15 protein-coding genes and 1 pseudogene are annotated in these 15,515 nt (G+C 70.2%); 12 read left to right on the forward strand and 4 right to left on the reverse strand.

Features of this window, described 5'->3' with window-relative positions; all coding sequences use genetic code 11:
- The first annotated feature begins 68 nt into the window (after positions 1-68).
- Positions 69-1,016 carry a Nudix family hydrolase gene (locus QLQ85_RS06185; RefSeq protein ID WP_282738194.1) on the forward strand — a complete coding sequence of 316 codons (948 nt, stop codon included), beginning with the start codon at positions 69-71 and terminating at the stop codon, positions 1,014-1,016.
- Positions 1,017-1,309: 293 nt separating this feature from the next.
- On the opposite strand, the gene QLQ85_RS06190 is transcribed toward QLQ85_RS06185, so the two are convergent.
- Together QLQ85_RS06190 and QLQ85_RS06195 are read right to left on the reverse strand one after the other, a co-directional pair.
- Positions 1,310-2,212, reverse strand: coding sequence for a carbon-nitrogen hydrolase (locus tag QLQ85_RS06190; RefSeq protein WP_282738168.1), 903 nt, complete (start codon positions 2,210-2,212; stop codon positions 1,310-1,312).
- The gene (locus QLQ85_RS06195) at positions 2,209-3,276 is read right to left on the reverse strand and encodes an agmatine deiminase family protein (RefSeq protein ID WP_282738169.1); all 1,068 of its coding nucleotides are present in this window, start codon (positions 3,274-3,276) and stop codon (positions 2,209-2,211) included. The genes QLQ85_RS06190 and QLQ85_RS06195 overlap by 4 nt, the downstream gene beginning before the upstream one ends.
- A 153-nt stretch (positions 3,277-3,429) precedes the next feature.
- Here QLQ85_RS06195 and QLQ85_RS06200 point away from each other — a divergent pair, with 153 nt between their 5' ends.
- Both QLQ85_RS06200 and QLQ85_RS06205 read left to right on the forward strand, forming a co-directional pair.
- Positions 3,430-4,671, forward strand: coding sequence for a lipoprotein-releasing ABC transporter permease subunit (locus QLQ85_RS06200; protein ID WP_282738170.1), 1,242 nt, complete (start codon positions 3,430-3,432; stop codon positions 4,669-4,671).
- A 49-nt stretch (positions 4,672-4,720) separates the two neighbouring features.
- Positions 4,721-5,434, forward strand: coding sequence for an ABC transporter ATP-binding protein (locus tag QLQ85_RS06205; RefSeq protein ID WP_282738171.1), 714 nt, complete (start codon positions 4,721-4,723; stop codon positions 5,432-5,434).
- A 96-nt stretch (positions 5,435-5,530) separates the two neighbouring features.
- Here QLQ85_RS06205 and QLQ85_RS06210 read toward each other — a convergent pair whose 3' ends face one another.
- Entirely contained in the window at positions 5,531-6,073 is a 543-nt protein-coding gene (locus QLQ85_RS06210) for a DUF2062 domain-containing protein (RefSeq protein ID WP_282738172.1), read from the reverse strand.
- A 139-nt stretch (positions 6,074-6,212) separates the two neighbouring features.
- Between QLQ85_RS06210 and QLQ85_RS06215 the strand changes: the two genes are divergently transcribed.
- Genes QLQ85_RS06215 through murB form a run of 9 tightly spaced genes read left to right on the forward strand, consistent with a single transcriptional unit; the run spans position 6,213 to position 14,993 of the window.
- A complete protein-coding gene (locus QLQ85_RS06215) occupies positions 6,213-8,504 on the forward strand; it encodes a DNA internalization-related competence protein ComEC/Rec2 (protein WP_282738173.1) in 2,292 nt (763 codons plus the stop codon).
- Positions 8,505-8,540: 36 nt separating this feature from the next.
- On the forward strand, positions 8,541-9,239 hold the full coding sequence (locus QLQ85_RS06220) for a MotA/TolQ/ExbB proton channel family protein (RefSeq protein ID WP_282723660.1): 699 nt from the start codon (positions 8,541-8,543) through the stop codon (positions 9,237-9,239).
- On the forward strand, positions 9,236-9,658 hold the full coding sequence (locus QLQ85_RS06225; protein WP_282738174.1) for an ExbD/TolR family protein: 423 nt from the start codon (positions 9,236-9,238) through the stop codon (positions 9,656-9,658). The genes QLQ85_RS06220 and QLQ85_RS06225 overlap by 4 nt, the downstream gene beginning before the upstream one ends.
- Entirely contained in the window at positions 9,655-11,412 is a 1,758-nt protein-coding gene (msbA, locus tag QLQ85_RS06230) for a lipid A export permease/ATP-binding protein MsbA (protein WP_282738175.1), read from the forward strand. The genes QLQ85_RS06225 and msbA overlap by 4 nt, the downstream gene beginning before the upstream one ends.
- Entirely contained in the window at positions 11,409-12,440 is a 1,032-nt protein-coding gene (gene lpxK, locus QLQ85_RS06235; protein ID WP_282738176.1) for a tetraacyldisaccharide 4'-kinase, read from the forward strand. The genes msbA and lpxK overlap by 4 nt, the downstream gene beginning before the upstream one ends.
- Positions 12,441-12,486: 46 nt before the next feature.
- Positions 12,487-12,696, forward strand: coding sequence for a Trm112 family protein (locus QLQ85_RS06240; protein WP_102628436.1), 210 nt, complete (start codon positions 12,487-12,489; stop codon positions 12,694-12,696).
- A 13-nt stretch (positions 12,697-12,709) separates the two neighbouring features.
- Positions 12,710-13,492 (forward strand): 3-deoxy-manno-octulosonate cytidylyltransferase, encoded by a 783-nt coding sequence (gene kdsB / locus QLQ85_RS06245; RefSeq protein WP_282723664.1) that lies wholly within the window; start codon positions 12,710-12,712, stop codon positions 13,490-13,492.
- Positions 13,492-13,968, forward strand: coding sequence for a low molecular weight protein-tyrosine-phosphatase (locus tag QLQ85_RS06250; protein WP_282738195.1), 477 nt, complete (start codon positions 13,492-13,494; stop codon positions 13,966-13,968). Before kdsB ends, QLQ85_RS06250 begins: the two co-directional genes overlap by 1 nt.
- Positions 13,965-14,993 carry a UDP-N-acetylmuramate dehydrogenase gene (murB, locus tag QLQ85_RS06255; RefSeq protein ID WP_282738177.1) on the forward strand — a complete coding sequence of 343 codons (1,029 nt, stop codon included), beginning with the start codon at positions 13,965-13,967 and terminating at the stop codon, positions 14,991-14,993. Before QLQ85_RS06250 ends, murB begins: the two co-directional genes overlap by 4 nt.
- Positions 14,994-15,071: 78 nt before the next feature.
- Here murB and QLQ85_RS06260 read toward each other — a convergent pair.
- Positions 15,072-15,515: pseudogene (locus QLQ85_RS06260) on the reverse strand (ribonuclease E/G); the annotation flags it as partial.

The following is a 15,515-nucleotide window of genomic DNA, read 5'->3' on the forward strand; positions in this document are numbered from 1 at the left end:
GCCATCGCCAGACAAGAGACCTTTGCGCTTTGCCAGGCGCGAACCAGTTGGAAGAGTGAATGAACGCAATGGTGAAGAGAAGGGTGCACGTGGCGGCCGCCGCCATCATCAGCACCGATGGTCGGGAGGTGCTGCTCGCCCGCCGGCCGTCCAACGTCGATCATGGTGGCCTATGGGAGTTTCCGGGCGGCAAGCTGGCGCCCTACGAAACCGGGCTCGAGGGGCTCAAGCGGGAGCTGCACGAGGAGCTGGGGGTGGAGATCCAGCGTGCCCAGCCGCTGATCCGCATCCACCACGAGTACTCCGACAAGCACATCCTGCTGGATGTGTGGCAGGTGCATGAGTTCTCCGGCGAGCCCTTCGGCCGCGAAGGGCAGGCGGTCCGTTGGGTGCCCATGGCGGAGCTGGTCAACTACCCGTTCCCGGCGGCCAACCTGCCGATCCTCAAGGCGGTGATGTTGCCCACCGAGTACCTGATCACCGCCGAGGAGGAGGACGAGGCGCTCTTCCTCGAGCGCCTCGAGCGGGCGCTGGTCGAGGACGGGGTGCGCCTGGTGCAGCTGAGGGCCAAGACCCTGGACGAATCGGCCTACCTGGCCCGCGCCGAGCAGGCGCTGGCGCTGTGTCGCCGTTTCGAGGCACGACTGCTGCTCAACGGTGCTCCGGAGCTGCTGTCGCGCCTCGACGCCGATGGCATCCATCTGACCAGCGAACGGCTGATGTTACTGGAGCGCCGGCCCATCGCCGAGGGCAAGTGGCTCTCCGCCTCCACCCACGACCGTAGCCAACTGGTCCAGGCCGGCCGACTCGGCTGCGATTTCGTGACTCTCTCGCCGCTGCGCACCACGCCGTCGCATCCGGAGGTGGCGCCGATGGGCTGGCACGACTTCCAGCAGCTCGTCGAGCGCGCCGCCATGCCGGTCTTCGCGCTGGGCGGCATGACCCGCTTCGACGCCAACCATGCCCGTGCGGTGGGCGCCCAGGGCATCGCCTCGATCCGCGATTTCTGGAAATAGAGTTTCAAGCCGTAAGCTTGAAGCTGGAAGAAGAACACCCCCGTCGGCCGAGCCGGCGGGGGTGTCTTCACAAGCATTGATGAGAAATCAGCTGGTTGGGTCGTCTCCGTGGCGGGCAGCCAGCGCTGGGAGGCCCTAGGGGGTCAGACCCCGGCGGCGTCGAATCCGCTCGCAAGGTGCACTATGACAGCCCAGGTAACTCGGCCGGGGTCTGACCCCATTGGGGCGGCCTCGGCGTCTTTATCGGCGAACGTGCCGCCACTGTCGAGCTACTGCTCGTGGGGCCCGACCGCTCAGTCTCGGTAGCGTCGTGTGAGATCGCCGTAGGCATCGATCCGGCGATCGCGGAGGTACGGCCACATGCGTCGTACCTCCTCGCAACGGGTCATGTCCAGGGTCACCAGCAGCCGCTCGGCCTGGACGCCGGCGTGGGCCAGCAGCTCCCCCTGGGGGCCGCAGATGAAGCTGCCGCCCCAGAAGTCGATGCCGGGGCTCACCCCGGAGTGGTCGGGCTCGTGGCCGACCCGGTTGGCGACGACCACCGGGAGCCCGTTGGCCACGCCGTGGCTGCGCTGGATCAGGGTCCAGGCGTCCTTCTGGCGGTGCTTCTCGGCGTCGTCGTCGGGCGGATGCCAGCCGATGGCGGTGGGGTAGAGCAACAGCTCGGCACCAGCCAGCGCCATCAGCCTGGCCGCCTCCGGGTACCACTGGTCCCAGCACACCAGCAGGCCGAGCCGACCCACCGAGGTATCGATGGGCGCAAAGCCCTGGCCGCGTACGTCGTCGACATCGCCGGGGGTGAAGTAGAACTTCTCATAGAAGCCCGGGTCGTCCGGAATGTGCATCTTGCGGTAGTGGCCCACCCGGCCGAGCTTGCGGTCGTAGACCGCGGCGGTGTTGTGGTAGAGCCCCGGGGCGCGGCGTTCGAACAGCGAGCCCACCAGCACGATATCGAGCTCGGCGGCAAGGGCCGCCAGCCGGCTGCCGGTGGGGCCGTCCAGTGGCTCGGCCAGGTCGAAGAGCTCGGCGTCCTCGTACTGGCAGAAGTAGTGGCTGGCGTGGAGTTCCTGCAGCATCACCAGCTCGGCGCCGGCGGCGGCCAGTTCACGCACACCGGCCTCGCTCTCGGCCAGGCTGCGCGCCTTGTCGGGCCAGGCGGGCTGCTGGACCAGGCCGACTTTCAGGTGGCGGGTCATGGGGTTTCTCCTCTGTCGCTGCCGGCGGGACGGGCCAGGGTCCCGGCCGGAAGCTGCATGGTTAGGCAGTGCAGGCTGCCGTGCTGGCGGATCACGCTCAGGCAGTCGATGGGCACGATGTCGCGGTCGGGGAAGGCGCCGGCCAGGGCGGTCAGCGCCCGGGTGTCGGCGGCGTCGCCGTAGACCGGCACCAGCACGGCACCGTTGATGATCAGGAAGTTGGCATAGGTCGCCGGCAGTCGGTGGCCGTCCACCGGGTCGAAGCAGGGGCGCGGCCAGGGCAGCGGGATCAGCCGATAGGGCTCGCCGTCGATGCGACGGAAGGCCTTCAGTTCGGCCTCCATGGCGGCCAGCGCCGGGTAGTGGGGGTCGCTCTCGTCGTCGCAGCGCACATAGGCGATGGTGCCGGGGTCGCAGAAGCGTGCCAGGGTGTCCACGTGGCTGTCGGTGTCGTCGCCCTCGAGATGGCCGTTGGACAGCCACAGCACCCGAGAGATCCCGCAGTCTGCGTGCAGCCTGGCCTCCATGGCGGTGCGGTCGAGGGTCGGGTTGCGGTTGGGGTTGAGCAGACAGGCCTCGGTGGTCAGCAGGGTGCCCTGGCCATCGGTGTCGAGGGCGCCGCCCTCGAGCACCAGGTCGTGGCTGACCACCGGGCAGGCGAAGACCCCGGCCTCGGCCAGGCGCCGTGTCAGGGTGTTGTCCCGGGTGGCTTCATACTTGCCGCCCCAGCCGGTGAAGCGATAGTCGAGCAGTTGCGGAGCCCCGTGGCGCTCCACGGCGATCGGGCCATGGTCCCGGGCCCAGCTGTCGTCGGCCGCGGCGACCGCCAGGTGCAGGCGTGAGGCATCCACGCCGAGGCGGGCGAAGCGCCGCTCGAGGTGGGTGCGGGTGGCGGCGTCGGGTAGGCAGATCAGCACGGCCTGGTAACGGGTGATGGCCACCACCATGGCTTCCAGGGTGGCCTCGATGCGCTCGAGCAGGGGCGCCCAGTCGCTGTCGGGACCGGGCCAGGTGAGGTGTACGGCATCCTGGGGATGCCATTCGGGAAGCAGGCGGACGGCCATGGGGCTGGGCTCTCGTCGAATGGATGATCTCGGGGCCGGCGAAATGTAGGCGCAGTGCGAAAATGATGCAAGCACCGCGCAATCTCTCCTTGCCCCGATGCAGCGCGCTGCAAAAAACCGTACCATGAGCCCCCGCTGACAAGGAACGACACCATGCTCGACCGCCTGCCTTTCCTGATCGGGTTGCGCTATGTGCGCGCCAAGCGCCGCAACCACTTCATCTCCTTCATCTCGCTGACCTCCATGCTGGGCCTGATGCTGGGCGTGGCAGTGCTGATCCTGGTGCTCTCCGTGATGAACGGTTTCGATTACGAGCTGCGCACCCGGATCCTCGGCATGGTGCCACACTCCAAGATCGAGTCGCCCTCGGGGCTCACCGAGTGGCGGTCGCTGGCCGAGCGGTTGATGGAACGCGAACGGGTGATCGGCGCCGCGCCCTATGTGGAGCAACAGGGCATGTTCTCGGTGGGCGGTCGCAACGAGGGCGCCATGGTCAATGGCGTCGATCCCGAGTGGGAGGATCGCGTCTCGATCATCGGCCGCCACATGCGCCAGGGCAGCCTCGAGGATCTCGAGCCCGGCGAGTGGAACGTCGTGCTCGGCTCGATCCTGGCCCGGCGCCTGGGGGTGGGGGTGGGCGACCGGGTCACCCTGCTGGTGCCCGAGGCCTCGATCACTCCCGCCGGGGTCTTCCCGCGGCTCAAGCGCTTCACCGTGAGTGGCATCTTCAGCGTCGGTGCCGATCTCGATGCCGGCCTGGCCTACGCTCATATCGAGGACATGCAGACCCTGGCTCGGATGGGCGATGCCGTGGGCGGGCTGCGCCTGGAGCTGGACGATCTCTTCCTGGCCGGTAGCGAGACCCGTGCCATCATCGACGAGCTCGGGTCGGGCTACCGCGGCCTCGACTGGACCTTCTCCCATGGCAATCTCTTCCAGGCGATCCAGATGGAAAAGCGCATGATCGCGCTGCTGCTCACGGTGATCATCGCCGTGGCGGCCTTCAACATCGTCTCGACCCTGGTGATGGTGGTCACCGACAAGCATGCCGACATCGCCATCCTGCGTACCATCGGCGCTACACCGCGCTCGATCATGGGCATCTTCATCGTCCAGGGGCTGGCCATCGGCACGATCGGGATCCTCGTCGGGGTGGGGCTCGGCGTGCTGCTGGCGCTGACCATCGCGGATCTCATCGGCTGGGTCGAAGCGACGCTGGGCATCCAGTTCCTCGATGCCGGGGTCTACTTCATCAGCGACCTGCCGTCCCGACTCCACTGGGCCGACGTGCGCGACATCGTCGCCGCCGCCCTGGTCCTGACCTTCCTGTCGACCCTCTATCCCGCCTGGCGCGCGGCCCGGGTCCAGCCGGCCGAGGTGCTGCGCTATGAATGAGTCGAGCCTCCACCCGCGTACCCATCAGGACCCGAACAAGGAGACAACGATGCCCGCCGCGCCGAGCGCTGCCTCCGCCCAGCCGATGCTGGAGTGCCACGACCTGACCCGGGTCTACCGGGAGGGCCCCCAGGATGTCACCGTGCTCGATGGCCTGGAGCTGCGGGTCCACGCCGGCGAGCGGGTGGCCATCGTCGGCAGCTCCGGCTCCGGCAAGACCACGCTGCTCAACCTGCTGGGTGGGCTCGATAGTCCCAGCCGGGGCGAGGTGCACATCGCCGGCGAGTCGCTGCACAACCTCGGCGACGCCGACCTGGGGCGCTTCCGCAACCGGCGCATCGGCTTCGTCTACCAGTTCCACCACCTGCTGGCGGAGTTCACGGCGCTGGAGAACGCCGCCCTGCCGCTGATCGTGCGGGGGCAGCGCAAGAAGGCTGCCGAGGCCCGGGCCCTGGAGATCCTCGCCCGGGTGGGCATGGCGGCGCGTGCCGATCACAAGCCGGGGGAGCTCTCCGGCGGTGAACGCCAGCGGGTCGCCATCGCCCGGGCCCTGGTCACCGACCCGAGCCTGGTGCTGATGGACGAGCCCACCGGCAACCTGGACCAGACCACGGCGGCGAGCATCCTGGCGTTGATGGACGAGCTGGCGCGCACCTCCGCCTGCGCCTTCGTGGTGGTGACCCACGATCCGGCACTGGCGGCCCACCAGGATCGCGTGCTCAGGCTCGACGGCGGACGTCTCGCCGAGGAGCCTCGAACCTGAGTCTCCCGTTACGGTTCATCAGATGCACCGCGGCCGGCGCCAAGGCGCCGGCCGCGGTGTTTCCATGGCCTGGCATGAACGCCTGGCTGGCCCGGGTCAGGGGTCCTGTTCCCGGCCCCGGCGCCTGTGCCGGCGCCGGGAACGCTGCCTCCAGCTGCGCGAGACCTGCCAGCGCCAGACGAGACGAATCGCCACGTTGCCGAGGAACGCGATGACGAGCGCCGAGACCACCGAACCCACCGCCAGCGCGGGCAGGAGCTCGGCCAGCTGCTCGGCGACCCAGCGTGTCGATAGCCGGCTCGGTGCCTGCCGGGCGGGGATATCCATCAGCCAGGCGCCGAGGCGATAGTTGCCGTAGAAGATCAGCGGCATGGTCAGCGGGTTGGTGATCCACACCAGACCCACCGACAGCGGCAGGTTGCAGCGCGTCAGCCAGGCGCCGAAGGCGGCCACGACCATCTGGAAAGGGACCGGCAGCATGGCGCTGAACAGGCCTACGGAGAAGGCGTTGGCGACGCTGCGCCGCGACAGCACCCACAGCGAGGGGTTGCCGATCAGGTGGCCCATGAAGCGCAGCGAGCGCTGACGCCTGAGCGTGTCGGGGTGGGGCATGTAGCGCTGCAGGAATCGGCGCGGCATGTCGTCGGGCTCGCTGCTTCGGGACCCGAGCTATTATCCATACAAGCCAGGAGCCTCGCCATGCCGGCCACCCAACGGTTGCCCGGCAGGGCGCTGCCGTCTTGCGATCTTCGGCGGCAGTCGACGCAGGAGCAAGGGAATGCCGTTTGGACTCGCCATCCCCCTGGCGCTCGCCGCGCTCGGCGGCGTGCTGCTGGGGCACCATGCGCCGCCAGGCCTGGTCGAGGCGCTGGGCCTGGCGCTGCTGCTGGCCGGGACCCGTCGCCGCCTGGCCGTGCTGCTGCCGGTGGTGGCGATGACCGGTGTCGCCATCGCCCTGCTGCTGGCGCGAGGCGCCGAGCTGCCGGCCGGCCTGACCCGCGAGGACCTCGCCGTGGAGGCCCGGGTGCTGTCGGTGGCGCGGGAGGCGCGGTTGACACGGCTGGTGGTCGCCGTCGAGGCCTGCCGCCCCGTCGCCGACGGTCGGCTGCCCTGTGACGACCTTCGCCGGCTGCGGCTCAGCGCCTTCGCCGCTCCGGCGTTCCGGCCCGGCGAGCGCTGGGCCTTCACGGTGCGCCTGCGGCCCCCGACCGGCTTCGCCAATCCCCATGCCTTCGACTACCGCGGCTGGCTGTGGCGCGAGGGCATCCAGGCCACCGGTTATGTGCGCGGTGAGCCGGCCCCCCGTCGGCTCGAGGCGGCAGGGCCCTCGCTGCGGCGCCGGGCATTGGCGCATCTCGACGCCCGGGCGCTGGACCCCCGGGCGTCGCGCTGGCTGGCGGCCCTGAGCCTGGGGGCAGGCGAGCGACTGCAGCAGGCGGACTGGGAACTGCTCAATGCCAGCGGCACCACCCACCTGATGGTGATCTCGGGGCTGCATGTCGGGCTGGTGGCGGCCTTCGTTCTGCTGATGGCCCGTGGCGTGGCTCGCCTGGCCACGCCGGGACGCTGGCGGCTGGCCGTCTGGCCCTGGTGGCTGGCCGGGGGCGCGGCGGTCGGTTACGCCTGGGTGGCCGGGCTCGAGCCGCCGGCCCTGCGGGCCATGGTGATGGCCCTGGTAGGGCTCTGGGTGGCCAGTGGCCGCCATGCGCCTGGCACCTGGCAGGCCTGGTGGCTGGCCCTGGGGCTGGTGGTGCTGCTGGATCCCCGCTCCGCCTGGCGTCCCGGGTTATGGTTGTCGTTTGCCGCCGTGGCGCTGCTGATCCTGATCTGGCAGGGGCGGCCCCGGCCACGGGGCGTGCGCGGCTGGCTATGGGTGCTGATCCGTACCCAACTGTTGCTGGCGCCGCTGATGGCGGCCGCCGTACTGCTGGCCTTCGCCCGCCTGGCCCCGGCCGCACCGCTGGTCAATCTGGTCGCCGTGCCGCTGGTCAGCAGCCTGCTGGTGCCACTCGGACTGCTAGGCTGGCTGCTGGCCTGGCTGCCGCCGCTCTCGCATCTCTGCTGGTGGCTGTTCGGTCACCTGGTCGAGGGGCTCGTGTGGCTGCTCGAGCTGGCGGTGGCCTGGCTGCCGTTGTGGCTGCCCGGCCCGTCGCTGGTGACGCCGCTGGCCCTGGCCCTGGTGGTGGTGACGCTGCTCTGGGCGTTGCCCGGTCTGGCCCGGTCGCTGCGGCTGGTGGCGAGCCTGGTGCTTGCCCTGGTGCCGCTGACCCCGTCGTCCGAGTCGTCGCTGCCGGGCCAGCTGCGGGTCCGGGTGCACGATGTGGGGCAGGGCCAACTCGTCGAGCTGCGCACCGCCGGCTATCGGGCACTCTATGATGCCGGGCCGCGGTTCGCTTCGGGCTTCACGCCGCTGGCCTCGTTGTGGCCGCCGGGCCAGCGTTTCGATGCCGTCATCGTCAGCCACGACGACCTCGACCATGCGGGCGGCGTGCCGCTGCTGGCCGCCGAGCATCAGGTGGCGCGCTTCATCGCGCCCCCCGGGGAGATGGTCGGCGTGCCCGTCGCCCCCTGCCGGGCGGGTGATGCCTGGGAGCGCGATGGGGTACGCTTCCGCTTCCTCTGGCCCCCGCCCGAGACCGGCGAGCTCTCCAGCAACGACCGCTCCTGTGTCCTCGAGGTCACGGCCGGTGATCATCGCCTGCTGATCACCGGTGACGTGGGACGCGCGGTGGAGCGAACCCTGTTGCTCGAGACTCGAACGCCGGTGACGGTGCTGGTCGCCGGCCACCATGGCAGCCGCACCAGTTCCGGGCCCCAACTGGTGCAGAGCCTGTCGCCGCGCCACGCCATCTTCAGTGCCGGGCGTGACAACCCCTTCGGTCATCCCGATGATGCGGTGGTCCGGCGCTTTCGCCGCACCGGTAGCTGCCTGTGGAGCACCGCCCACGACGGCGCCGTGACCCTCTGGCTGGGCGAGGCCGTGTACGACGACGTGGTGAGCGAGCGCCCGGTGGCCGGGCGGCGCAGCGGTGTCGGAGGCGACTGCCTTGCGTTAGAATCGCCCGAGTGACGGGCGTGTGATTCCAGGGCACTTGAGGGGGACGGCATGGACATGATGGAGGCCCTGATCGCCGGGGGCTGGCTGATGCTGCCGTTGCTCGGCTGCTCCCTGCTGGCCACGGTGATCATCATCGAGCGGTTGTGGACGCTGCGGGCGAGTCGCATCGCGCCGCTGGGGCTGGGGCAGGAGGTCTGCTCGCTGGTGGCCCGCGGCCAGGTCAACCTCTACTGGCTGGAGAGTCACTCGCCCCTGGGCGGGGTCCTGGCCGCGGGGCTGCGCAACGCGCGCCTCGGTCACGAGCAGGTGCGGTCGCGGCTGCAGGAGGCCGCCACCGCGGTGATCCACGACATGGAGCGCTTCCTGAGCCCGCTCGGCACCATCGCCGCCATCACCCCGCTGATCGGCCTGCTGGGGACCGTGGTGGGCATGATCGAGGTGTTCTCGGTGATCGTCGCCGGCGATGGCGCCAGCCGCACCGCTGACCTGGCCGGTGGCATCTCCCGGGCCCTGGTCACCACGGCGGCGGGCCTCACGGTGGCGATTCCGGCGCTGATGTTCCACCGCTACTTCCAGCGCCGGGTCGAGGACATCACCGTGCGCATGGAGGAGCAGGCCGGCCAGGTGGTGGAGTTCCTCGCCCATTACCCCGGCGAACTGACCCTGGCCGAGCGCCATGAAGGCGAGCGGGACGGCGATCGCCTGGAAGCCGACGGGCGCATCGCCCCGAGGGTGAAGCCGTCGTGAGGTTCCCGCGCACCCGGCGCGATCCGGTGGAGGTGAATCTCACGCCGCTGATCGACGTGGTCTTCCTGCTGCTGATCTTCTTCATGGTCTCGACCACCTTCGAGACCCGCCAGGCGCTCGAGCTGCAACTGCCCGAGAGCGTCAGCGGCGTGGCGGCCGAGGTCTCGCCGGTGACCCTGGTAGTCACGGCGGCGGGGGACTATCGCCTCGGCGACCGGGAGCTCTCTGCCGCGGGGCTGGGCGAGGCCCTGGCCGCCGAGGCCGAGCAGGCCCGCCGTCACGGCCTGGTGCTGGAGGCCGATGGCCGGGCCAGCCACGCCTCCGTGGTCCGGGCCCTGGACCAGGCCGGCGCCCTCGGCATCCGCCAGGTGCGCATCGCCACCACCGAGGTTTCATCCACACAAGCGGAGACACCGTGATTCTCTACGGGACCCAATATTCGGGCTGGACGCTCTACAAGCAGCTGCTCGGCTACGTCAGGCCGCACTGGCGCTCCTTCCTGCTGGCGATCGTCGGCTATGTCATCTATGCCGCTTCCAGCACCGCCCTGGCGGAGATGATGAAACGGCTGATCGACGGCATCCAGGATCCGGACGCCGCCTTCCGGCTGTTCCTGCCGCTGTTCGTGGTGGGCATGTTCGCCGCCCGTGGTCTCGGCACCTTTCTCGGGACCTATTTCATGAGCAATGTGGCGCGCAACATCGTGCATGCGCTGCGCTGCAACGTCTTCAATCACATGCTGCACCTCCCCGGGCGCTTCTTCGACACCCACTCCAGCGGCCACCTGATCTCCCGGGTCACCTACCATGTCGAGCAGGTCACCGGGGCGGCCACCAAGGCGATCACCATCCTGCTGCGCGAGGGCCTCTTCGTCCTCGGCCTGATCGGCTACCTGCTGTGGACCAACTGGATGCTGACCCTGCTGTTCCTGGCGGTGACGCCGCTGATCGGTGGGGTGGTCAGCTACGCCAGCAAGCGCTTCCGGCGCATCTCGAGCCGTATCCAGGCGTCCATGGGCGATGTCACCCATGTGGCCTCCGAGGCGCTCTCCGGCTACCGGGTGGTCCGTACCCATGGCGCGGAGGCCTTCGAGAAGGCGCGTTTCGCCGCCGCCAGCGAGTACAACCGCCAGCAGAGCATGAAGGAGGCGCTGACCAAGGCGATCAGTACCCCCGTGATCCAGCTGCTGGTGGCACTGTCGCTGGCGATACTGGTGTGGTTGGCCCTGGCACCTGGTCTGATGGCCGACATGACCCCCGGCGAGTTCGTCGCCTTCGTCACCGCGGCTGCGCTGATGGCCAAGCCGGTGCGCCAGCTCACCGAGATCAACAGCGAGATCCAGAAGGGTATCGCCGCCGCCAGCGAGTTGTTCGGTCTGCTGGACGAGCCACTCGAACAGGACGAGGGCCATCACGAGCCAGGACGCCTCGAGGGGCACGTGGCCTTCGAAGGCGTGCGTTTTGCCTACGGGGCGGACCAGCCGGAGGTCCTCAAGGGGATCGATCTGGAGGTGGCGCCCGGCGAGATGGTGGCCATCGTCGGCCGCTCCGGCAGCGGCAAGTCGACGCTGGTCGGCCTGCTGCCGCGCTTCTACCGGCCGACCGCCGGGCGGGTGGTGATCGACGGGATACCCCTCGATGAGTACCGGCTGACGCCGCTGCGCCGCCAGATCGCCCTGGTCTCGCAGCAGGTGACCCTGTTCAACGCCAGCATCGCCGACAACATCGCCTACGGTGTACCCGACGCCGACCCGGCGGCCATCGAGGCTGCCGCCCGGGCCGCCCATGCCCACGAGTTCATCGAACGCCTGCCCGGCGGCTATGCCACCGTGGTGGGCGACAACGGCGTGATGCTCTCGGGTGGACAGCGTCAGCGCCTGGCCATCGCCCGGGCGATCTTCAAGGATGCGCCGCTGCTGATCCTCGACGAAGCCACCTCGGCGCTGGACACCGAATCCGAGCGCCATATCCAGGCGGCACTGGAGGAGGTGTGCCGGGGGCGTACCACCTTCGTCATCGCCCATCGGCTGTCGACCATCGAGCGTGCCGATCGCATCCTGGTGATGGAACAGGGCGAGATCGTCGAGCAGGGCAGTCACACCGCGTTGCTGGCCCGTGAGGGGGCCTACGCGGCCCTGCACCGGCTGCAGTTCCAGGAGGCTCCATCGGCATGAGCCTGGGGCAGCGCTGGCTCGAGGCGGCCTACCGGGGCGATGCCTGGCTTCTTGCCCTGCGCCCCCTGGAGGCCCTGTACCGCCGTGCGGTGTCCCGCCGCGCCGCGGCCTATGCCACCGGCAGCAAGCCCGTATGGCGAGCGCCGGTGCCGGTGATCGTGGTCGGCAACATCACCCTGGGCGGCACCGGCAAGTCGCCGCTGGTCGCCTGGCTGGGGCATTTCCTCGCCGCGCGCGGCTGGCGCCCGGGCATCGTCTCCCGCGGCTATGGCGGCCGGGCGGGCAGCTATCCGCTGCGGGTGGAAGAGACGACCGCCGTGGCCGAGTGCGGCGACGAACCGCGCATGCTGTTCGACCAGACGGGGCTGCCGCTGGTGGTGGATCCGGACCGTCCGCGGGGGGCCGGGCGGCTGGTCGAGGCGGGATGCGATATCCTGATCAGTGACGATGGCCTGCAGCACCTGGCGTTGGGCCGCGACCTGGAGCTGGTGGTGGTCGATGGCCAGCGGGGGTTCGGCAACGGCCGCTGCCTGCCGGCGGGGCCGCTGCGCGAGCCGCTGTCGCGCCTCGAGGGCGTCGATGCCGTGGTGATCAATGGGGAACCCGCCTTCACGCCGCCCGAGGGCGCCCACGGCATGGCGCTGGTGCCGGCCGGCTGGCGCCACCTGGCGAGCGGTGAGCGCCGTCCGATGGCGCCGCTGCCCTTCGCCGGGCCGGTCCATGCCGTCGCCGGCATCGGCCATCCGGGGCGCTTCCTCGCCACCCTGGAAGGGCTTGGGGTCGAGGCGACGCTCCATCCCTTCGCCGATCACCACGACTTCCGTGGCGGGGATCTGGCGTTCGATGACGGTCGCCCGGTGGTGATGACCGCCAAGGATGCGATCAAGTGCCGTGGACTGGCGCCGCCCGATAGCTGGGTGCTGGAGGTGGCGGCGCGACCCGATACCGGCTTCGTGGCCTGGTTCGAGGCGAGGCTGAAGACGTTTGGACCGCCCCCGGGAGCATCCCGGGGCGAAGCAGGTCGTTGATCCCGGGGCACACGACCCGGGACAATCCAAGCAAGAGGTGCGAGAGATGGACAAGGAACTGCTGGCCATGCTGGTCTGCCCGCTGTGCAAGGGCAAGCTCAAGTACCACCGGGAGGCCCAGGAGCTGCATTGCCTCTTCGATGGCCTGGCCTACCCGGTGCGCGACGGCATCCCGGTGATGCTGCCCGAGGAGGCACGAGCCCTGGACGTCGACGAGAAGCTGCATGACTCCCCCGGACGCACCGGTGAGCCGTGATGGGAGACTTGGCATGAAGGAGTTCATTGCGGTGATCCCGGCACGACATGCCTCGTCGCGCCTGCCGGGCAAGCCCCTCGCCGATATCAACGGCATGCCCATGGTGGCCCACGTGTGGCGGCGTGCCTGCGAGAGCACGGCCGTTCGAGTCGTGGTGGCCACCGACGACGAGCGCATCCGCGAGGCACTGGTGCCGTTGGAGGCCGAGGTGCTGATGACGCGGGCCGATCACCCCTCGGGCACCGATCGCCTCGCCGAGGTAGCCGAGCGGCTGGGCCTCGCCGACGACGCGGTGCTGGTCAATGTCCAGGGCGACGAGCCGCTGATTCCCGCGGCGCTGATCGACCAGGTGGCCGCCCGGCTGTTCGACGACCCCGGGGCGTCCATCGCCACCCTGGCCGAGCCGATCACCGAGGTCGAGGCGCTGTTCAACCCCAATGTGGTGAAGGTGGTGCGCGCGCTCTCCGGGCGAGCGCTCTACTTTTCCCGGGCTCCCATCCCCTGGGACCGTGAAGCCTTCGCCACGCGGCCCGCGCTGCTCGAGACCGACGCCTGGCTACGCCATATCGGCCTCTATGCCTATCGCGCGGGCTTTCTCGCCGACTACCGCGACTGGTCGCCGTCACCGCTGGAACGTCTCGAACAGCTCGAACAGCTGCGTGCCCTGCACCGTGGTCACGCCATCCAGGTGGCGCTGGCCCGGGTACCGCACCCGGCCGGGGTGGATACCGTCGAGGACCTGGCCCGGGTCCGTGCGCTGATGCGGGACGGCGCCGAGAGCGAGGAAGATCGATGATGCGGGTGCTGTTTGTCTGCCTGGGCAATATCTGTCGTTCGCCCACCGCCGAGGGGGTGTTCCGCCGCCGGCTCGAGGAGCGTGGGCTGGCCGGCCGGGTGGAGGTGGACTCCTGCGGCATCGGCGCCTGGCATGTGGGCAAGGCCCCGGACCCACGGGCCATGGCGGCGGCGGCCCGGCGCGGCGTCGACCTCTCGGCCTTGCGGGCGCGTCAGCTCGACGACGGCGACTTCGCCCGCTTCGACTACCTGCTGGCCATGGATCACGACAACCTGGCCGCCATCGAGGCTCGGCGCCCCGCCGGGTGCGAGGCCCATGTCGGGCTCTTCCTGGCGTTCGCCGGGCACCACGGCCGGTCGGTGCCGGATCCCTACTTCGGCGGTGATAGTGGCTTCGAGGAGGTACTGGACCTGATCGAGGCGGCTGCGGGCGGATTGATCGCGGAACTCGAGGCCCGTCTGGAGCCGTTATCTTGAGCCCGAGGCTGCTTGCCGGGCACGACCTCGGCCGGGCCAATACCCTGGGCCTGCCCTGCGTGGCCGAACGCTTCGTCGCTCCCCGAGATGGCCGGCAACTGAGTGAGGCCCTGGCGCTGGCCGATCGGGAGAGCTGGCCGTTGACGCTGCTGGGCGGCGGCAGCAACCTGATCCTGCCCGAGCGGCTCCCGGGGCTGGTGGTGCAGCCGGCAATGGCCGACTGGTGGCTGGAGGAGCAGGGGGGCGAGGTCCTGGTGCATGCCGAGGCCGGTGTGGTCTGGCATGAGCTGGTGATGGCCCTGGCCCACCGCGGCCTGTGGGGGGTCGAGAACCTGGCGCTGATCCCCGGGCATTGCGGTGCCGCGCCGATCCAGAACATCGGCGCCTATGGCGTGGAGCTTGGCGAGGTGCTCGAGGCGGTGCACCTCGTCCGCCTCGACGACGGCCGCGAGGTGGTGATGACGGCCGCCGACTGCGCCTTCGGCTACCGCGACAGCGTCTTCAAGGGCGCCCTGGATGGCCGGGTGGCGATCACCCGGCTGGTGCTGCGGCTGTCGCCCACGGCGCGACCCCGGCTCGGCTACGGCGATCTGGCGACGCGCGTCGGCTCCGAGCCGACGCCGCTGGCGGTGGCCGAGGCGGTCTGCGCGATACGCCGCGAGAAGCTGCCCGATCCCCTGACGCTGGCCAACGCCGGCAGCTTCTTCAAGAATCCGCTGGTGGATGCCGGGACGGCGCGGCGACTGCTGGCCGGTCACCCCGGGCTACCGCACTTTCCCCAGTCCGACGGCCGGGTGAAGCTGGCCGCCGGCTGGCTGATCGACCGCTGCGGGCTCAAGGGTTGGTGCCGGGGGCACTTCGGCGTCCACCGGCACCAGGCCCTGGTGCTGGTGCACTTCGGCGGGGGCTGTGCGGCCGAACTGCTGGACTTCGCCGACGCCGTGGCGGGCCATGTCAGCGAGCGCTTCGGCGTCGCCCTGGAACGGGAACCACGCCTGGCCGGGAAGGGCGGCACGCTGGCCTGAAGCCCGGCGAGACGAAAGGCCCAACGACGACGCCCGCGCAGATGCGCGGGCGTCGTCGTTGGGAAGGCGGGCAGGGGATTATCCCTGCTTGCTTTCCCTGGCCTTGGCCTCCTGCTCACGACGGCGGATCTCCCGCGGGTCGTTGTGAGCACGACGGCGACGGCGGCTGGAGGGCTGTGACGTTTCCGTCTCGGCGGCCTGTTCGGCTTCCGGCTTGGGTGCCTCGGCCTTCTCGGTCGGCTTGGCCTCGGGCTTGGCTGCCGGCTGCCTGGGTGCCGCGGCCTGCTCGGTGGGCTTGGCCTCGGGCTTGGCTGCCGGCTGCCTGGGCGCCGCGGCCTGCTCGGCCTCGGGCTTGGCTGTCGGCTGCTGGGGTGCCGCGGCCTGCTCGGTCGGCTTGGCTGCCGGCTGCTGGGGCGCCGCGGCCTGCTCGGTCGGCTTGGCCTCGGGCTTGGCTGCCGGCTGCCTGGGTGCCTCGGCCTGCTCGGTCGGCTTGGCCTCGGGCTTGGCTGCCGGCTGCCTGGG

This window comes from Halomonas kalidii, from assembly GCF_030010475.1.
GTDB classification, from domain to species: Bacteria; Pseudomonadota; Gammaproteobacteria; order Pseudomonadales; family Halomonadaceae; genus Halomonas; species Halomonas heilongjiangensis.